We start from the raw sequence: 19,019 nt of genomic DNA, 5'->3' as shown, positions 1-19,019 counted from the left end.
AAATAAATATAATAGGACATTGAAGGGAGGAGGATTTTATTGAAAAATTTTATTAAAAAAAGTAAATATAAAATAATACGATTAATTATTTTAGCTTTTTTAATGCAGACATCACTACCTGTATACGCATCTAATGGTATCAATAATGAGCAAGGTAAAAAAATTGATACAATTACATCTGTAATGGTGAAAGATTCTAATGGCAATACCATTGATGGAAATACTGAATATTCAATAGAACAAGGTTCTAAAGTATCACTGTTTTATACATGGAAGCTTGAAAATGCTCAAGAAATTAGTGTAGGTGACTATACTGAAGTTCAAGTCCCTATAGCTTTTAGTATATTTAACGCTATGGAAGGAGATCTTCTTTTACAAAATGGTGATTCTGTAGGAAAGTTTTATTTAGACATGGATGGAAAGTTAAAATTAGTTTACAACGAATATGCAAAGAATCATTCCGGTGTAGAGGGAACAGTACAATTTAATAGTGAATTTAATAAGAGTGTAATCAATGACGAAAACCCAGTAAAAATAATTTTTCCTATCTCTGAAAAAAATTCACAAGAAATAGTTGTAAAGTTTAGAGATGATAATGTATCTACCCCAGTAACAATAGAAAAAGATGGGCAGCTAGATAAAACATTATTACCTCTAAATACGTCCAATGTTGTCAATAATGAGCAAGTCAAAAAAATTGATACAATTACATCTGTAATGGTAAAAGATTCTAATGGCAATACCATTGATGGAAATACTGAATATCCAATAGAACAAGGTTCTAAAGTATCACTGTTTTATGCATGGAAACTTGAAAATGCTCAAGAAATTAATGTAGGTGACTATACTGAAGTTCAAGTTCCTATAGCTTTTAGTATATTTAACGCTGTGGAAGGAGATCTTCTTTTACAAAATGGTGATTCTGTAGGAAAGTTCTATTTAGGGATGGATGGTAAGTTAAAACTAGTTTACAATGAATATGCAAAGAATCATTCCGATGTAGAGGGAACAGTACAATTTAATAGTGAATTTAATAGGAGTGTAATCAAAGGGGAAAACCCAGTAAAAATAATTTTCCCTATCTCTGAAAAAAATTCACAAGAAATAGTTATAAAGTTTAGACCTGATAATGTATCCGGTCCTGTAGCAAAGAAAGGTATGGTTAATAAGCCAGTTAATGCGGACAATATTCAGTGGACAATTGATGTAAATAAATCTTTGTCTAAAGTTGAAAATGCAATAGTAGAAGATATTTTAGACAAGGGATTGAATTTGGACAAAACGTCAATAAAGGTACACAATTTAAAGGTAGATTTGGATGGGAATGTGGCTTTAGGAGAAGAAGTTACACCAGATAAGTATACAGTAACTGATATTGATGGCGGATTTAAAGTAGAACTAGGTAATATAAATAATGCATACAGGATAGTATATAATACTAATATTGTAGATAATACTAAGGATATTTTCGGTAATGTAGCAAATTTCCATGGAGGATCATCTGAAGCTAAAGTTACTATAACAAGGGGTAAGAACATAGAAAAAAATGGGCGCCCCGATAAAACATTTAATACAAGTAAAATAACATGGACCATTGATGTGAATAAATCATTATCCGAAGTAAAAGGAGCAACAGTTGAAGATAAGTTAGAGGGTGGATTAAGTTTAGATAAAAGTTCAATGAAGGTATATAAGCTTACATTAGGTGAAGATGGGAATGTAACTAGAAAAGAAGAGGTCCTTTCACCAGGTTATTCAGTAGAATATACTCCTAATGATAAACCTACTAGCTTTAAAGTAGTATTAGGTGATATAAATGATGCATACCAAATAGAATATGATACTGTTATCACAGATATGGCTAAGACTAAATTTACAAACAATGCAAGCTTTTTAGGAATAGAAACTTCCACTACAGTTAATGTAAGAAGAGGGAAGTTAATAGTTAAAAGCGGAAAAGAGAATATAGGTTATAATGAAAAATATATTATCTGGACCATTGATGTTAACACAGCTGAGGAAAAAATAGATAATGCTATAGTTGAAGATATATTTGGACCTGGATTAAGCTTAGTGGAAGATTCAGTTAAGGTGTATAAATTAAAACTTGATGATAATGGTAGGGCTACTTTAGATGGAGAAGCTTTAGCAAATATAGGAGCAGAAGATATTACAAAGGAAAATGGTAATACTAAATTCAAAGTAAAATTAGGTAATATCACTGGTGCATATAGAATAGTATATCGCACTAATATTGCAGATAATGATAAAAACGGTGGAAAAGGGTTTACAAATGGGGCTTCTTTAGGTGGCGTAGGTACAGGTAATATAAAAATAAATCCAACAATAACAAATAGCTTCAATAAGTCGTCAGATGGTAGTATAAACTATGATGAAAAGACTATGGGTTGGAAGATTACAGTGAATCCTATAAAGGAACCAATTCCAGGCCTTGTTATAGAGGATACATTTCCAAACGGTGGATTGACTATGCTACCAGATACTATTCTAGTCAAGAAAGGTAATGCTATATTGGTCAAAGATACTGACTATACCCTTGAATATAATGTAGATGGAGACTGGACGAAGGGATTTAAGTTAAACTTTTTAGATGATGTTAAGGATTCAATTTATACAATCACTTATAAGACCAAATTTGACCCTTTCCAAGTATCAGAGGATCATAGACAAAGAGCATACAGCAATAATGCAAGATTTACATGGGACAAGGTGAAAGATCCAGTGGACAAGGCTGCAACGCAGACTGTAGAAAGTATTGCAAGTGACAATGGAAGCAAATCAGGTACACTGGACAGAAGCAAAAGAGAGATTACTTGGAATATTGACTTGAACTATCTATCTAAGAATTTAAACAATATCATAGTAGAAGATAGCATAGAAGGTAATCAAATACTAGATAAAGATTCAATAGTAATTTATGAATATACAGTTGAACCAAATGGGAACATGAAACTTGGAAGCGTCGTTGATAATAGCAAGTATAGTATAGAAGAAGCTTCTGATAAACTTCTTAAGATTAAAATTAATGGTCCTGTTAATAGCCCATATAGGGTTGTGTTTAAAACTAAACTTGTAGGTCTATCACAAACTGAATATGTAAATAGGGCAACTGCTGGAGGCATTGAGTATAGTGCTAAGGTTAGCTATTGGGACTCAGAAAAGTTTGTGGAAAAGAGTGGAAAGCAAGATGGAAAGGAACTTAGCTGGTGGATTATTGCAAATAAGAGTTTATCAGAAATTGAAAATGCAACTTTGATAGATACTCTAAGTATTGGTCATGAGGTTATAGAAGATAGCTTCATTGTAAACAGGACATCAGATAATGAACCTTATAAGAACTTTAGAGTAACAATTAGTCCTAGAGATTTAGCAACAGGTACTCAGACCTTTAAACTTGAGTTTTTAGAAAAGATCGATACAATGTATAACATTTTATATCGAACAAAGATTACAACAGATGTGGATTATTCTAAGTTGTCTAATAAAGTATATTTCGAAGGTGATGGTGTATCCACAGAAAATCAGCCTTTTGAAAAAGAAATAGTTGTGAGAATCACAGATGGCTCAGGAACAGGAAGCGGTAAGCTTGGTAGCCTTAAAATAATCAAAGTTGATGGTAATGACATTGACACTAAGATAAGTGGAGTAGAATTTAAGTTGTTCGATTGGAACGGAAAACTTGTAGGAAAGGCAAAAACTGATGAAAATGGTATTCTAAATGTGCCGGGCTTAAAATTTGGCAAATATACCTTAAAAGAAACAGAACCTGTTTTAGGATATCAAATACTTGATGAAGACCAAAATATAGAAGTTGTTATAAACTCTGAAGATAAACAAGAAGTAATTGTTAAAAACTATAAGTTAGGGTCAATAACAATTATGAAGGTAGACAGCGATAACGAAACAAGAGTATTACCTGGAGCAGAATTTGAAGTTAAAGATTCTAAAGGAAAAGTAGTTGAAACTTTAACAACAGGTGCTGATGGTACAGCAAAAGTTGAGAATTTACCTTTTGGAGAATATAAGGTAGTAGAGAAGAAAGCACCTGTAGGATATAAGCTTGACACTACAGAGCACACAGTGAATGTAGACAAAGATAATAGTAAAATTCAGTTAGAATTGAAGAATACTAAAATCCCATCAACCCCATCAACCCCTTGGGAACCAGATAAACCAAAGGGTTCAATAACCATTAAAAAAGTAGATAGTAAAGATGAAACAAAGTTACTGTCTGAAGCTGTGTTTCAAGTTAAAAACTCTGAAGGTAAGATAGTGGCAACATTAAGGACAGGGGTTGATGGTATAGCCATAGCAAAAGAGTTGCAGTTTGGTGAATATAAAGTAGTAGAAATAAAAGCCCCTACAGGATATAAACTAGACACAAAGGAGATAAATCTAACTATAGGCAAAGATAAAACTTATGTTGAACTAAGAGTTGGAAATGAAAAAGAAGAGCCAACAGAACCAACAGAACCGACGGAACCAACTAAACCAGAAGATGAATTCACTGATGTTGATGATAAAATCCCATCTGGTTCAGTAGATGTACTTCCAAAGACTGGTGAAGGTAGTAATGTAGAATTTTATTTAGTAGGGTTGATACTGATATTTATTGGTGTAAGACTAAGGAGAAAGACAGCATAGTTGATTAAAGGCAGGAACGCATACCTGCCTTTTTCAGTTTTGATTAATAGATTAGGGTAGGGAAGATGGAATGAAAAGAAAAATAATTTCAACAATTATTATAGTTATAGGAGTGTTTGTAATTGCATATCCTAAAATGACAGAAGCATATGTTGATTATAAGCAACAAAAACTAATAAGAGAATGGAATGAAAGTCTATCCATTATAGATGAAGGTTCTATAAATTATCAAGATGATAATGAAATAATATTAATAGAGGAACAAAATACAGAAACTGTAGAAGATAACAAGGAAAATGAGGCTTACAAAGAGGCAGAAGAAAAAAAGAAAGAAAATGAAAGAAAACTAAGGGAAGAATATATTAAAAAGAACATGGAAGGTATGTTGATAATTAAAAAGATTAATTTGAATCTACCTATATTAAAAGGTGCTATAGAAGAAAATTTAAAAATATCCGTAGCAAGTATAGAACATACAGGAAAGGCTGGACAAGAGGGAAATTATGCTATAGCCGGCCATAGAAGCCATACTTATGGAAGAAACTTCAACAGATTAGATGAGGTAGAAATTGGAGACATAATAGAAATTGATAAAGGAGAAAGCCAATATAAATATGTAGTAGTAGAAAAACTCTATGTTAAACCAGAAGAGACTTGGGTATTAAATAGCAATAAAAAGAATAAAGAAATAACATTAGTAACTTGTCACCCAATGATTAAACCAACTCAGAGATTAATAATTAAGGGAAATATTATAGAATAAGTTATTAAAAAATTGAATATATATTGTAATTATAACATGATTATTTACTATAATCATGTTATAATTATAGTAAATATAAATATTTTATCTGGTGGCTTTTCACCGATAATGGCAAATCTAGTGAAAACTAGAGACGCAAAACTAAAGGGCCTTCCTTAGAAATAAGATGGCAGCCAGTTACCGAAGGGAGAGTTTTTTATGTTTAAACTTCGTATAACAAGTTTCTTATTAGTAGTTTTTTTATTATTACCTTCAACAGTTGTTTTTGGACAAGCGTCTCTTTCAAATATAGACAAAAGTCAGTTAAATAGTGGAATTGTTAGTGTTGATTATAAGTACCAAAAGGATGTATCAGCGAAAGTAATGATTAGCAAAGGTAATAAAAGCTATACTTATAATTTAAAATCTAACAATAGATTTCCATTACAGTTTGAAGATGGAGAGTATACAATTTCTATCTTAGAAAATGTTGCAGGGAATAAATACAAAGTAGTAAAAAAAGAAAAAGTTACTGTAAACTTAACAAATAAAAATGAAGTGTTTTTGCAATCAATTCAAATTATCAACTGGAATAAAGATATGGATCCTATTAAAAAAGCTAAGGAATTAACTAAGGATATTAAAGATGATAAGGAAAAAGTCAAAGTAATATATAATTATATTATAAATAATGTTAGCTATGATTATAATAAGGCTAAAAATCTTCCTGTAGATTATGTATCATCTATAGAAGATACAATGAAAACTTCCCTAGGAATATGTTATGATTATTCAGTTTTACTTGCAGCAATGCTAAGAAGTATAGATATTCCTACAAAGCTAATAATGGGATATAAAAACGATATTAAAGCATATCATGGATGGAATCAAGTGTATTTAAAAGATATTGGAAAATGGGTTACTATAGATACCACTTATGATTCTATTAAAAAGGGTAACAAGGAATCAGTATCAATGATAAAAAATGATAGAGATTATTTAGTAGAAAAACAATATTAAGCGCTATTAGGCAGATAGTTTAAATCAATAATTGATGATTTAAATTATCTGCCTTTTTGTTATTGACAAAAGAAAAGCAGGACGTTAAAGTTAATTTAACGATAAAATAATTTTAATGGAGGATTAGTTGTGGAGGTTGCAAAAAGGAAAAGTATATTTAAGGAGTTATTAGTTTATAAAAACTATTCTAAATTGCTTCTAGCAGATTTTATATCCAGATTTGGAGATTCTGTAGATTCAATTGCTTATGGATGGATGGTGTATTTACTAACAGGGTCAAAGTTATTGCTTGGTACCTTATTTGCGGTAAATGCCTTGCCAGGGATAATTTTCAGCCCATTTTCTGGAGTTTTGGTAGATAGACTTTCTAAAAGAAAGGTAATAATATTTGGAGATACAGCTAGAGGAATAGTAGTATTGATTACAGGAGTGATGTTTTATTATAATATTTTAAAGCCTTGGCACTTATTTGTATTTACTTTTTTTAACTCCACTTTTGAGGCCTTAACTTCACCTGCAAAGGGAGTAATAAGTACTCTAATATTGCCTAAAGATATGATATTAAGTGGAAGCTCCTTTTCAACCTCAGTAAACTCCTTTGGAGAGTTAATTGGAATGAGTTTAGCAGGAGTAATTGTAGGAACTTTTGGAATTTCTGGAGCCATAATCATTGATGCATTTACCTTTATTATATCTGGATTAATAGTGGGATTTTTAAAAATAGAAGAGGTAGTAAGCAAAGATAAAGAAGTTAACATAAAAAGTTATTTTGAAGACTTAAAAGAAGGAATTTTATATGTAAAGGGAAAAAGAATTATATTGATATATATTCTTATGGCTGCATTGGTTAACTTCTGTTTAGCGCCCCTTAATGTATTAATGCCTGCATATGTAAAGGAAGTTTTATTATCGGGTCCAGAAGTTTTAAGCATATTAGGCATAGGACTATTGCTAGGAATAACCACAGGTGGCATGGTTATATCACAAATAAGCCATAAATTTAAAAAATCTACTTTAGCAATAATGGGCTTTTTACTATTAGGAGTTAATTATTCTTTAATTAGTTTACCTGGATTTTTTAATAACCTGTTTTCTCCAATTGCGGTGGCAACCTGTGCATATTTCTTCATTGGATTTGGTGTTCCCTTAGTTTCTACCCCAGTAAGAGCGTATATACTAACAAATCCACCATCAAATATTCTAGGAAGGGTTGTATCTCTTATGAGTATGTGCACCCTTAGTGCTATACCTTTAGGGGGAGCCTTGACAGGAGTGGTATCACAATACATTTCAACGGAAGGAATGTTTTTAGCAATGGGAATATGCATAACAATTATTGCCCTAATGCCTTTATTAGATAAAGAATTTTGTAAGGAGTGAAGACATGGAAGATATAAAAATTTTAAGTACTATTGAAGAGATTAAAGCTGTATCAGATCCCTATAGAATGAAAATAATTAAATATTTTAAAGATGAAAATAGAGCCTTAACCGTTAAAGAGTTAGCTGATTCGTTGGGCGAAGTACCTGCTAAGGTGCATTATCATGTAAAAAAGCTAGAAAAAGTAGGGATATTACATTTAACTAGAACTGGAGAAATAAATGGTATAATAACAAAGTATTATGAGTTGACAGCAAAGGTTTTTGAAATAAAAAGTGAAGAAGCTAGTCCGGATATTAAAGGGATATTCTTAGATGAAACTAAGAAGTTAATAAATTCAATATACGAAGAAAGTAAAAGTATAGTTTTTAAACAACTAGATGAAGACAGAGAAGAAGATTTCCCACAAACCATAAGATTAAACTCTGTATACTTAACAGAAAAAGAGTTTAAAGAGTTTAAAGAATATGTAGATAGATTTTGTAAAAATCATATCAGTAAGAATAGGAATGCTTCAGATAAATTAGAAGAATATCACTTTTTTAGTACAATATTTAAAGTTAAAGGAGATAAAGATGACAAATAAAAATATTGATTTAGGAACAGGAAGTGTAGGAAAACTATTAGTTAAGTTAGCCCTGCCAGCCATTGTAGCTCAAATGGTTAATGTACTATATAACATAGTAGATAGAATTTTTATTGGTAGAATGGCAAATGGAGAGTTAGCTATGGCTGGGGTTGGAGTAGCTTTTCCCATAATAATGATAATATCAGCCTTTAGTTCTTTAGTGGGTATGGGTGGAGCGCCTTTAGCTGCTATAAAAATGGGGGAAAAGGATAAAGATGGAGCAGAGAAAATTATGACTAATAGCTTTATTATGTTGATAATAGTAGGGGCAGTACTCACAATAATTTTTGCTGTATTTAAAACTCCCATGCTTTGGGCCTTTGGAGCTAGTGATAAGACTATTGGATTCGCTAATGATTATTTAACCATATATTTAATAGGAACTGTTTTCGTTCAAATTGCTTTAGGGATGAACCCTTTTATTAATACTCAAGGCTTTGCTAAAACAGGTATGATTACAGTATTAGTAGGTGCTGTTATAAATACTATATTAGATCCTATATTTATATTTGGGCTTAATATGGGTGTTAAGGGAGCAGCATTGGCTACTATCATAGCTCAAATAGTATCAGCTCTATGGGTTGTCGTATTTTTATTTGGAAAGAAAAGTATAATAAAAATCAGAAAAAAATATTTTATTCCAGATTACAAAGTTGTATTATCTACCATGGCTTTAGGGATATCGCCCTTTATAATGCAGTCTACTGAGAGTTTAGTATTAATATCACTAAATAATAAGTTGCAAGTATATGGGGGAGATTTAGCAGTAGGAGCCATGACAATAATGAGTAGCATTATGCAGATAGTATTACTTCCACTTATGGGATTAACTCAAGGGGCTCAGCCTATTATAAGCTATAATTTTGGTTCTAAACAGTTAAATAGGGTAAAAGAAACTTTTAAACTGTTATTAAAAAGTTGTCTTACTTACACAGTAATTATGTGGGCATTACTTATGTTATTTCCAGGAACCTTCGTAGCTATATTTAATAATAAACCTCAACTTGTAGAAATTACATCATGGAGTATAAGAATATTTTTTGCAGGAATTTTTTTGTTTGGAGCACAAATAGCTTGTCAACAGACATTTTTAGCCTTGGGACAAGCGAAAATATCTCTTATGCTAGCATTGCTTAGAAAAGTAGTATTATTAATCCCACTTATTTTTATACTTCCAAGGTTTTTTTCAAATAAATTAGGTGGGGTTTTAATGGCAGAACCTATAGCGGATATATTGGCGGCGCTTACAACTATTGCTTGTTTTAGAGCTTTTTATAGAAATATATTGGTAGATAGTAAAGGAAGGTAATGTTTAGAGCAAAGTAGCATAAATTTTCTCTAACTGGTGATTCTAGTACTAGAGAAGGAGGGGTTTTTATGGTTAATAAACGTAAAACCACTAAGAAACAAATGGCCTCATTAGGTTTGAGAAAAACTGAAAATGGTGATTATGATTATATAAATCCTGAAGAAAGAACACAATCAAAATATAAGAGTATAAGAAAAGAGTCTAAATAAGACTCTTTTTTGATTTCATATGTCATTAAGTAATTATATGTATTTTTTAACGTAGTGACATTTAGACATAAAAAATCCACACATAAAAGTGTGGATAACAGTGGTGCCGAAGGCGGGACTTGAACCCGCACGGGTTTAACCCCACCGGATTTTGAGTCCGGCGCGTCTGCCGATTCCACCACTTCGGCTCGTGATAAAAAAATAATACCATATTTAACTTAAATAAGTCAAGTTAAATTTATTTATAGATATAATAAGCAAGTATACAAAATTTTAATCACACTACTTCAAAATTGACGGAAAATTTTGTATAATATAAATATACTATACAAAATAAGGGGGAGTTAAAATGGGAGAATCAAATCTTAATCTTAAACTTAAAAATAGTACAACCAGTAATGCTTTAAAACTCATTCTTTACAGCGCCATTGGAATTTTTATGTTTTTTATACCTATTACTATAGGCACAAGTAAAACTATACCTATTGACCATATTGTAAATAATATTAGAAAAATACCTTATTTCAATAATGTATATGGACCATTAATAGTAACTATAGGGGGAATATATCCATTTGTCAGTGGAACATGGAAGAAGAATACCGTAAACAAGGTATTTTCATTTTTAAAAATCATAGGAGTTGTAGTGGTTTATATGGCAGTATTTAAAATAGGTCCAAAGCCATTATTTGAAGCGGATATGATTCCTTTCGTATATGGAAAGGTAGTTGTTCCGGTATCTACAATTGTTCCTATAGGATCAGTATTCCTAGCCTTTTTAGTTAGCTATGGATTAATGGAATTTGTAGGAGTATTTGCAAGACCTATAATGAAGCCTTTATGGAAAACTCCAGGAAGGTCAGCCATAGATGCAGTGGCGTCCTTTGTGGGTAGCTATTCCTTAGCACTATTAATAACTAATAGAGTTTATAAAGAAGGAAAGTATACAACGAAAGAAGCTTGTATTATAGCCACAGGATTTTCAACGGTTTCAGCAACATTTATGATTATAGTAGCAAAAACCCTTGATATAATGCATTTATGGAATACTTATTTTTGGTTGACTTTTTTAATCACCTTTATAGTAACTGCAATTACAGCTAGATTGGCACCTTTAAGTAAAAAACCAGATGAATATTATGGTGGAGTTCAAGGTGACAGAGAATCAGAAGAGAAGGGCGATATATTTAGAAGAGCATGGAGAGAAGGCATGATAGCTGCAGACAAAGCTCCATCTCTTATGGAAAATGTACTAATTAATCTTAAAGACGGTATAATGCTTGCAATAAGCATAGCTCCAACCCTTATGTCCATAGGATTTTTAGGATTAGTTATAGCAAAATATACACCTATTTTTGACTTAGTAGGATATTTATTTTATCCATTTACACTCTTATTAAGAATACCTGAGCCATTATTAGCAGCAAAAGCTAGTGCTATTAGTATTGCAGAAATGTTACTTCCTGCAATAGTAGTTGCTAAAACCCCGCTAGTAACAAGGTTTATAATAGCTGTAATGTGTGTATCTGAAATATTATTCTTCTCAGCTTCAATCCCATGTATGTTATCAACAGAAATACCATTAACTATAAAAGATATAGTTATTATATGGTTCCAAAGAGTAGTATTATCATTGATTATTACAGCACCATTAGCTTATATAATTCTATAATAATATTGAAAATGCTATATAATGTGACTCTATGCATTAGTATAAAGCACATTATATAGCATTTTATTTTCTATCCTGCTAAGATATCGTCGCCTGAAGTGAAATCAATACTTTCTAGAGTTCTGTACTCAAATTTAGGTATATCAATGCCTTCAATTAAATCTATACACTCATAAGGTGAAGTTGTTAAATTAATTTTATTTTCTATTAAGTGGTCTTTTAATAATTCATCATAATAATTACAATAAGCAAAATAATCTTTTCTTTCCTTAGAATATTTATTATATTCATCTCCAGAAAGCTTAATAATCTCTCTGCATAAATATAAGTTGCATGGATGAGGTCTTAAGTTAAAATCTAAGTTACAACCCTTTTGAGTATTAAAAGGACATATCTTATAAAATAATTTACTATCAAAATCATAATCTTCTTCCATAGTTTCTCTTTTATATTTTAGATAATCCTCTTCATGAAATTCCCCATTGACATCTATACAATATTTATTTATATGGGCGTTTTTCATATTTAGCAATTTATATATGAAACTTTTATGTCCCCCATCTAATATATTTTTAATGTCAATAAGATTGTACTTTGGAAAATACCAGCAACAACCTCGAATCTTTCCTTTTACGTGGCATGTGGATTCTAATATACCCGAGCAACTTCCACAGTAGTCGCATTTAAAAACGGGAATATTATTTGTGTTTTCGTAGGAAAGTTTGTACATGATTCACCTCCAAAATTAAGTGTATGACTAATTTTATTCTAAAAAATTACATTTATCAACAGAAAATGGAAGCTGTAAATTAAAGCTACAGAAAGAGAGAATTAAATAGTTATGAAAAAATTTATTATAGTAGTTCTATATAATCTATAATGACTTAAAATAAAATTTGTAATCTATAACCCCTTAAAAAGGGTGAATTATGTTACAATAAAGTGTAAAATAATAAATGTAATAGAAAATATTTTAGGAGAGATAAATATGTTAAGATTTCTAGATGCTGGGGAATCTCATGGAAAAGCTTTAGTTGCCATATTAGATGGAATCCCATCAAATTTTATAGTTGATATAGATTACATAAATAATGAATTAAAGAGAAGACAGGTTGGATATGGCAGAGGAGAAAGAATGAAGATTGAAGAGGATAGGGTAGAAATTATTTCTGGATTAAGAGGAAATAAAACCACAGGAAACCCTATAACTATGCTAATTTATAATAAAGATTATGAAAAATGGAAAGATATAATAAATAGGGAGCCAGAGGAAGAGGAAAAGATTACTATACCAAGACCAGGTCATGGGGATTTAGTAGGGTATTTTAAATATGGAAGTGGAGACATAAGAGATTCTATCGAAAGGACCTCTGCTAGAGAAACGGCTATTAGAACAGCTGTAGGGGCTTTGTGTAAAGCCATGCTTCTAGAAATAGGGATAGATATAAGAAGTAAAGTACATAGTATAGGAAATAACCATGATGAAGTTGCGGATATTTTTGATAATGAAGTATATGAAGAAATAAATAAAAGCTTGGTTAGATGCTATAGTAAAGAAGCGGAGGAAAACTTTAAGAAAATCATTGATATATGTAAAGAAGAGGGAGAAACTATAGGAGGAAGCATACAGCTTTCTATTAAAGGTGTTCCCATGGGAATAGGTAGTTATTCTCAGTGGGATAGGAAATTAGATGGAATTTTAAGCTATGGTATAATGTCTCTACAAGGAGTTAAAGCTATAGAATTTGGAAATGGTTTAGATTTGTCCTTAAAAGGAAGTACCTTTAATGATGAGATACTATATAAGGAAGGAAAATTTGTTAGGCCTACTAATAATTGTGGCGGTATAGAGGCTGGGGTATCTAATGGAGAAAATATAGATATTAAAGTATTTATAAAGCCTATACCTTCTATTAAAAAGTCTATAAGAACTGTAGACTTAAAAACTAAGGAAGAAAAGAGTACTAGATATGAACGCTCAGATGTTTCTGCTGTGGTACCTGCTTCCATAGTTTTAGAAAATTTAGTGGCCTTTTATATATTAAGAGAAATGCTTCTTAAGTTTCCGAGTGATCAGTTTATGGATTTTAAAAGAGCAGTAGAAATATTTGATGGGAGAGATAATTAATGAATAGTAAGGAAGTTATGTTGCTACTTGATGGCAATAGTTTGATGTATAGAGCCTTTTATGCCCTACCTTTATTAACTAATAATGAAGGAGTACATACTAATGCAATTTATGGATTTACTAATATGCTTTTAAAGATGAAGGAGGAGTTAAATCCACAATATGTAGTTTGTACTTTTGATAGAAGTGGGCCTACTTTTAGACATAATGAGTACCAAGATTATAAAGCAGGAAGAAAAAAGATGCCACCGGAACTGGCAGAGCAATTTCCTATTGCAAAGGATTTACTAAAAAAGTTAGCTATAGATATATATGAAATAGATGGTTTTGAAGCGGATGATTTAATTGGAACTATATCTAAAGTAGCAGAGGAAAATGGCATAGAGGTTTATATTGTTACTGGAGATAGAGATGCCCTTCAATTGGCATCGGATAAAACCAGAGTAGTTATAACTAAAAAAGGTATAACGGAAAAAGAAATATATGATAGAACAAGAATGATTGAAGAAATGGGAGTAACTCCTACTCAGTTTATTGATGTAAAGGGGTTAATGGGAGATCCTTCAGACAATATACCAGGGGTTCCAGGTATAGGAGAAAAGACTGCTTATAAACTAATAAAAGAGTATGGAAGCATAGAAAATTTATTAAATAATGTAGAAAATATAAGTGGTAAAAAAGTAAAAGAGAACTTAATGGAACATAGAGAAGATGCGATTTTCAGCAAGAAGCTAGCTACAATAATTAGAGAAGTTCCAATAGATGTGGACTTAGAGGCTATAAAGTCAAAGGAAAACTTTGATAGAGATGGGGTTAGAAGATTATTTATTGACCTTCAATTTAAATCTCTTTTAGATAAAATCCCTTCTGAGGGAAATGTAGATGAAATAGAGGAAGAAGAAATAAAGGCCTCCTATGAAAATGTAGAGAGCTTAAATAAATTAAAAGAGCTATTTGATGAGATTAAAGAAGAAGTTTTCCTTACCTTTAAACTCCAAAGTGAAAATGTATTTTCAAAGAGCCTTATAGAAAAAATCTTCTTAAACTATAATGAAAAGAATTACGTAATTTTCCTTAAGGAAATCTTAGAAGAAAGTAAGGAAGAAACCTTATCCACATTAAAAATATTATTTGAAAATGAAGACTTAAGAAAAATATGCCACGATATAAAAATCCCTTATTCTATTTTATACAAAATGGGCATAGATTTTAAAAACTTAGTATTTGATACAAAGATAGCTGCATATTTAGTAGATCCTTCAAGAAAAGACTATGAATTAGATACATTAATTAGAGAATATTTAAAAATCCTAATAAAAATAGATGAAAATCAGCATGTAAATGAAATATCCTTACTAAAAAATTTATATAAGGAATTAAATTCTCAAATTAAAAACTATGATATGGAAGCACTTTATTATAAAGTGGAACTTCCCTTAGGGAAAGTGTTAGCATCTATGGAAGTTGAAGGCTTTAAAGTAGATGAAGAAACTTTAAACCATATTGGAGAGAAGTTTGTAAGTGAAATTGAAAAGATGCAAAAGGAAATTTATTCTTTAGCGGAGGAAGAGTTTAATATAAACTCTCCAAAACAACTGGGTAAAATACTTTTTGAAAAATTAGATTTACCGGTTATTAAAAAGACTAAAACTGGGTACTCTACAAATGCAGAGGTTTTAGAGGAATTAGAGGATAAACACCCGATTATTTCAAAAATAACATATTATAGACAATTAACAAAGTTACATTCTACCTATGTAGAGGGACTTAAAAATGTAATAGATGAAGATGGAAAAATACACTCTAGCTTCAACCAAACTGTAACCACTACAGGAAGGCTTTCAAGCACAGAGCCTAATTTGCAGAACATACCTATAAAATATGAAATGGGAAGAGAAATAAGAAAGGTTTTTATACCTAATAATGAAGACTCTGTTATTTTGTCAGGAGACTATTCACAAATAGAATTAAGAGTTTTAGCCCACATAGCTAATGACCCGAATATGATAGAAGCTTTTATAAATAATACGGATATTCATACCAAAACAGCTTCAGAGGTATTTAAAGTTCCACTAGAGGAAGTAACTTCAACTATGAGAAGTAATGCAAAGGCTGTAAACTTTGGTATAGTATATGGTATTGGGGATTTTAGTTTATCTAAGGATTTGCATATTTCAAAAAAAGAAGCAAAAGAATATATAGATACTTATTTTGAAAGATATCCTAATGTTAAACAATATATGGATGACACCATTGAAAAAGCCAAAAAGGATATGTATGTAACCACTATACTTAATAGAAGAAGATATATTCCTGAAATACTTAATTCAAAGAAAATGGTAAGTGCCTTAGGAGAAAGATTAGCTATGAATAGTCCCATACAAGGAAGTGCCGCGGATATTATTAAGATGGCTATGGTTAAGGTATATGAAGAGCTAAAACAGAGAAATTTAAAGAGTACTTTAATACTACAAGTACATGATGAGTTAATTTTAAACGTATATAAGGAAGAATTAGAAGAAGTACGAGAACTAGTTAAAACTTCTATGGAAAATGTTTTAACATTAAATGTTCCCTTAGAGGTTGATATTAACGAGGGAGAAAATTGGTATGAAGCAAAGTAAAATATTTAAGGTAGGATTAACTGGAGGAATTGGAAGCGGGAAAAGCACTGTATCTAAGTTCTTTATTGATAAAGGAATTAGTGTTATAGATTGTGATAAAATTTCTAGGCATGTATTAGATAAATATCCTATTATAATAGAAGAAATAAGAGAAAAGTTTGGAAGCGAATTCGTAGATGAAGCAGGAAACTTAAAAAGAATGGAATTTGGCTCTTATATATTTAAAAGTGACAAAAGGCGAAAAGAGTACGAAAAAATAATAATTCCATATATAAAGAAAGAAATTAATAGCTTAATGGAAGAGCTACAAAGCAATGGAGAAGAAATTTGCATTGTAGATGCACCTACCCTGTTTGAACAGAATGAGCACTTACACATGGATTTAAATGTAGTGGTATGGGTGGATAGAGAAACTCAGATGAAAAGGGTAAAGGGAAGAGATAAGCTAGAGGATGAAGAGATAGCAAATAGAATTAATGCTCAAATATCTTTAGATGAAAAAAGAGAAAAGGCTAACTTTGTTATAGATAATACTAAGAGCATTGAGGAAACAAAAGCACAAGTAGATTTATTAATTACATTCATCAATGATTTGCGGGGAGTTGGGAAAGCAGTTGAAAAAGCTAATTAAAAGAATAATATTTATAGTAATAGTTGCACTAATGATAACTCAAATTCCTTACGTGTTGAAAAAAATATATCCTTTAAAACATTGGGAAGTAATAAATGAAAATGCAAGAGAATATAATATAGACCCCTACCTGATTTTATCCGTTATTAAAGCAGAAAGTAATTTCCAAACTCATGCTATATCTCATAAAAGCGCTTATGGGTTAATGCAAATAACTGGTAGCACAGGAGAATGGATAGCAGAACAAATGAAAATAGAGAATTTCACTATAGATCAGCTTTATGAACCTGAAAGGAATATATCCATGGGGTGCTGGTACATAGATAATCTCAGAAAAGAATTTGGAGATAATATGGATGTAGTACTGTCTGCATATAATGCGGGAAGAGGAAATGTTCAAAAATGGCTAAAGGATGAGGAGCATTCGAAGGATGGAAAAAATCTTTATTATATTCCTTTTAAAGAAACGGATAAATACATTAAAAAAATAAAAGTTAATTATAAGGTGTACAAATTTTTATATTCTAAAGAATATTGACATTAAGAACATTAGTAGTATAATATTAATGTGACGCGGATGTGGCGGAATGGCAGACGCACTATCTTGAGGGGGTAGCGGGAGACCGTACGGGTTCAAATCCCGTCATCCGCACCAAAATTTAAAATTTAAAGAGAGGTAAAAACCCTCTAGTGTTGCATTAAAGAAATGCTTTCACATTGACACTAAATAATTGGTAATAATTTAATAATGAAAAAGAAAACCTCCTTGTGATTAAATGGAAGTGACAAGCAACCATTCACAAGGAGGTTTTATAATGTTCTATAATAAAAATAATAAATTAGTTTTTCATAAATTAATAGCGGAAATTGGAGGTAATTTTCTAGCTAAAACCATAAAAAAGTATAAAGGAGATTATAGAAGTCAGCATTTTGATACTAGGTCTCATATAAATTCAATGCTATATCTAAACATACGGGGATGTAAAAGTTTAAGGGAAGCTAAAAGTGAAATTTCATCAAATAGAAAGCTTAGGAGCCTTATTAATGTACCAAGTATATCTCAATTTTCAAGAAAAAATGCTACAAGAGACTATAGAATTTTTGAGGATATATTCTATTATCTAGTCAATAAAGCCAAACGAAGGTTTGGAGCCGTTAGGCTGCTAAAAGACATTCCTCCAGTAAAAATTATTGATTCAACTGTTATTTTAGTCGCTTTAAAACTTGCACCCTATTTCAAAATAGATAGCGGGCGAGCTGCTATAAAAATAAGCACGTTATTTAACGGAGAATTTCCTGAGAAAATCAATATAGTTAAAGGCGCAGTAAATGATAGAAAATGTATTGATGGCCTCTTCGAGGACAAGGGTAGTATATATGTTTTTGATAGAGGATATTATAATTATAAATGGTATGATGAGCTTAGTAATGAAGGTATAAAATTTGTTACTAGAGGTGTAAAGAATGGTATAGTTATGGAAGAGCGCATGATATTTTCTGAACCATATAAAGATATATATGATACTGAAGTGATTTTAGGAACAAGTTACTCTAAAAATATGACTTCTAAAAGTTATAGAGAAATAATGACCTTTGACGAAAACGGCGAAGCCATTACATTTATAACTAACATATTTGATATGTCAGTCTCAGATATAGTAAAAATCTATAAACATAGATGGGAAATAGAACTGTTCTTTAAGTGGATTAAGCAAAACCTTAGAATAAAAAAATTTATTGGATATAATGAAAACGCTGTGAAAATTCAAGTATTTTCAGCACTTATTTCATATATGCTTATATACTTATCTTGTAGTGTTACTGTTGCTAAGTATTCGATGCTAACGCTAACGCGTATTATTAGGGCTAATTTACTTGAGTTCTTTGATGAATATACTGTCAATTATTTTCGGACAAGCTAACGCTTTAAAACTTGTTCTTTGGGGAGGGGGAAACTCTACCTTTGTTCAAAGTAAAATTTATCCACTAGAAAAACTATGCAAAATAAAAG

At 30.9% G+C, this 19,019-nt stretch carries 14 protein-coding genes, 2 tRNA genes and 1 riboswitch; of the genes, 14 read left to right on the top strand and 2 right to left on the bottom strand.

The genetic code is table 11. The features are described from left to right. Positions 1–39: 39 nt before the first annotated feature. The 7 genes from ABDZ69_RS16625 (at position 40) to ABDZ69_RS16595 (ending at position 9,953) form a co-directional block, all read left to right on the top strand. The gene (locus ABDZ69_RS16625) at positions 40–4,665 is read left to right on the top strand and encodes a collagen binding domain-containing protein (RefSeq protein ID WP_343771469.1); all 4,626 of its coding nucleotides are present in this window, start codon (positions 40–42) and stop codon (positions 4,663–4,665) included. A 70-nt stretch (positions 4,666–4,735) separates the two neighbouring features. Then, complete coding sequence (locus ABDZ69_RS16620; RefSeq protein ID WP_343771468.1) at positions 4,736–5,428, top strand: class D sortase; 693 nt, start codon at positions 4,736–4,738, stop codon at positions 5,426–5,428. A 100-nt stretch (positions 5,429–5,528) separates the two neighbouring features. Beyond that, positions 5,529–5,613: riboswitch (cyclic di-GMP riboswitch) on the top strand. Positions 5,614–5,626: 13 nt separating this feature from the next. Next, the gene (locus ABDZ69_RS16615) at positions 5,627–6,427 is read left to right on the top strand and encodes a transglutaminase-like domain-containing protein (protein ID WP_343771467.1); all 801 of its coding nucleotides are present in this window, start codon (positions 5,627–5,629) and stop codon (positions 6,425–6,427) included. 129 nt (positions 6,428–6,556) lie between these two features. Beyond that, complete coding sequence (locus ABDZ69_RS16610) at positions 6,557–7,807, top strand: MFS transporter (RefSeq protein ID WP_343771465.1); 1,251 nt, start codon at positions 6,557–6,559, stop codon at positions 7,805–7,807. Positions 7,808–7,811: 4 nt separating this feature from the next. After that, entirely contained in the window at positions 7,812–8,393 is a 582-nt protein-coding gene (locus tag ABDZ69_RS16605; protein ID WP_343771463.1) for an ArsR/SmtB family transcription factor, read from the top strand. After that, the gene (locus ABDZ69_RS16600) at positions 8,383–9,744 is read left to right on the top strand and encodes an MATE family efflux transporter (protein ID WP_343771461.1); all 1,362 of its coding nucleotides are present in this window, start codon (positions 8,383–8,385) and stop codon (positions 9,742–9,744) included. The genes ABDZ69_RS16605 and ABDZ69_RS16600 overlap by 11 nt, the downstream gene beginning before the upstream one ends. A gap of 68 nt (positions 9,745–9,812) precedes the next feature. Beyond that, complete coding sequence (locus tag ABDZ69_RS16595; RefSeq protein WP_343771459.1) at positions 9,813–9,953, top strand: hypothetical protein; 141 nt, start codon at positions 9,813–9,815, stop codon at positions 9,951–9,953. Positions 9,954–10,054: 101 nt separating this feature from the next. Here ABDZ69_RS16595 and ABDZ69_RS16590 read toward each other — a convergent pair. After that, positions 10,055–10,141, bottom strand: a tRNA-Leu gene (locus ABDZ69_RS16590). Positions 10,142–10,302: 161 nt separating this feature from the next. Here ABDZ69_RS16590 and ABDZ69_RS16585 point away from each other — a divergent pair. Further along, on the top strand, positions 10,303–11,625 hold the full coding sequence (locus tag ABDZ69_RS16585; protein ID WP_343771457.1) for a YjiH family protein: 1,323 nt from the start codon (positions 10,303–10,305) through the stop codon (positions 11,623–11,625). A 70-nt stretch (positions 11,626–11,695) separates the two neighbouring features. On the opposite strand, the gene ABDZ69_RS16580 is transcribed toward ABDZ69_RS16585, so the two are convergent. Next, positions 11,696–12,355 carry a hypothetical protein gene (locus tag ABDZ69_RS16580; RefSeq protein ID WP_343771456.1) on the bottom strand — a complete coding sequence of 220 codons (660 nt, stop codon included), beginning with the start codon at positions 12,353–12,355 and terminating at the stop codon, positions 11,696–11,698. Between the two features lie 258 nt (positions 12,356–12,613). Here ABDZ69_RS16580 and aroC point away from each other — a divergent pair, with 258 nt between their 5' ends. From aroC to ABDZ69_RS16550, 6 genes are all read left to right on the top strand, one after another. Next, positions 12,614–13,753 carry a chorismate synthase gene (aroC, locus tag ABDZ69_RS16575; RefSeq protein ID WP_343771455.1) on the top strand — a complete coding sequence of 380 codons (1,140 nt, stop codon included), beginning with the start codon at positions 12,614–12,616 and terminating at the stop codon, positions 13,751–13,753. Then, on the top strand, positions 13,753–16,377 hold the full coding sequence (polA, locus tag ABDZ69_RS16570) for a DNA polymerase I (RefSeq protein WP_343771454.1): 2,625 nt from the start codon (positions 13,753–13,755) through the stop codon (positions 16,375–16,377). The genes aroC and polA overlap by 1 nt, the downstream gene beginning before the upstream one ends. Beyond that, positions 16,364–17,008 carry a dephospho-CoA kinase gene (gene coaE / locus ABDZ69_RS16565; protein WP_343771453.1) on the top strand — a complete coding sequence of 215 codons (645 nt, stop codon included), beginning with the start codon at positions 16,364–16,366 and terminating at the stop codon, positions 17,006–17,008. Before polA ends, coaE begins: the two co-directional genes overlap by 14 nt. After that, the gene (locus ABDZ69_RS16560) at positions 16,965–17,546 is read left to right on the top strand and encodes a lytic transglycosylase domain-containing protein (RefSeq protein WP_425544668.1); all 582 of its coding nucleotides are present in this window, start codon (positions 16,965–16,967) and stop codon (positions 17,544–17,546) included. The genes coaE and ABDZ69_RS16560 overlap by 44 nt, the downstream gene beginning before the upstream one ends. A 35-nt stretch (positions 17,547–17,581) precedes the next feature. Further along, positions 17,582–17,663 (top strand) — tRNA-Leu (locus ABDZ69_RS16555). A 160-nt stretch (positions 17,664–17,823) separates the two neighbouring features. Beyond that, the gene (locus ABDZ69_RS16550; protein ID WP_343771449.1) at positions 17,824–18,930 is read left to right on the top strand and encodes an IS4 family transposase; all 1,107 of its coding nucleotides are present in this window, start codon (positions 17,824–17,826) and stop codon (positions 18,928–18,930) included. Positions 18,931–19,019 lie beyond the last annotated feature (89 nt).

The organism is Clostridium malenominatum (assembly GCF_039521365.1).
GTDB classification, from domain to species: domain Bacteria; phylum Bacillota; class Clostridia; order Clostridiales; family Clostridiaceae; genus Clostridium_AW; species Clostridium_AW malenominatum.
This window is presented reverse-complemented; position numbering and strand designations above follow the sequence as displayed.

Bases quoted from the DNA above. Each gene is read 5' to 3' on its own strand.
- polA (WP_343771454.1), top strand. From the start codon at position 13,753: ATGAATAGTAAGGAAGTTATGTTGCTACTTGATGGCAATAGTTTGATG.
- ABDZ69_RS16615 (WP_343771467.1), top strand. From the start codon at position 5,627: ATGTTTAAACTTCGTATAACAAGTTTCTTATTAGTAGTTTTTTTATTA.
- ABDZ69_RS16580 (WP_343771456.1), bottom strand. From the start codon at position 12,355: ATGTACAAACTTTCCTACGAAAACACAAATAATATTCCCGTTTTTAAA.
- coaE (WP_343771453.1), top strand. From the start codon at position 16,364: ATGAAGCAAAGTAAAATATTTAAGGTAGGATTAACTGGAGGAATTGGA.
- ABDZ69_RS16585 (WP_343771457.1), top strand. From the start codon at position 10,303: ATGGGAGAATCAAATCTTAATCTTAAACTTAAAAATAGTACAACCAGT.
- ABDZ69_RS16595 (WP_343771459.1), top strand. From the start codon at position 9,813: ATGGTTAATAAACGTAAAACCACTAAGAAACAAATGGCCTCATTAGGT.
- ABDZ69_RS16620 (WP_343771468.1), top strand. From the start codon at position 4,736: ATGAAAAGAAAAATAATTTCAACAATTATTATAGTTATAGGAGTGTTT.
- ABDZ69_RS16600 (WP_343771461.1), top strand. From the start codon at position 8,383: ATGACAAATAAAAATATTGATTTAGGAACAGGAAGTGTAGGAAAACTA.
- aroC (WP_343771455.1), top strand. From the start codon at position 12,614: ATGTTAAGATTTCTAGATGCTGGGGAATCTCATGGAAAAGCTTTAGTT.
- ABDZ69_RS16560 (WP_425544668.1), top strand. From the start codon at position 16,965: ATGATTTGCGGGGAGTTGGGAAAGCAGTTGAAAAAGCTAATTAAAAGA.
- ABDZ69_RS16550 (WP_343771449.1), top strand. From the start codon at position 17,824: ATGTTCTATAATAAAAATAATAAATTAGTTTTTCATAAATTAATAGCG.
- ABDZ69_RS16605 (WP_343771463.1), top strand. From the start codon at position 7,812: ATGGAAGATATAAAAATTTTAAGTACTATTGAAGAGATTAAAGCTGTA.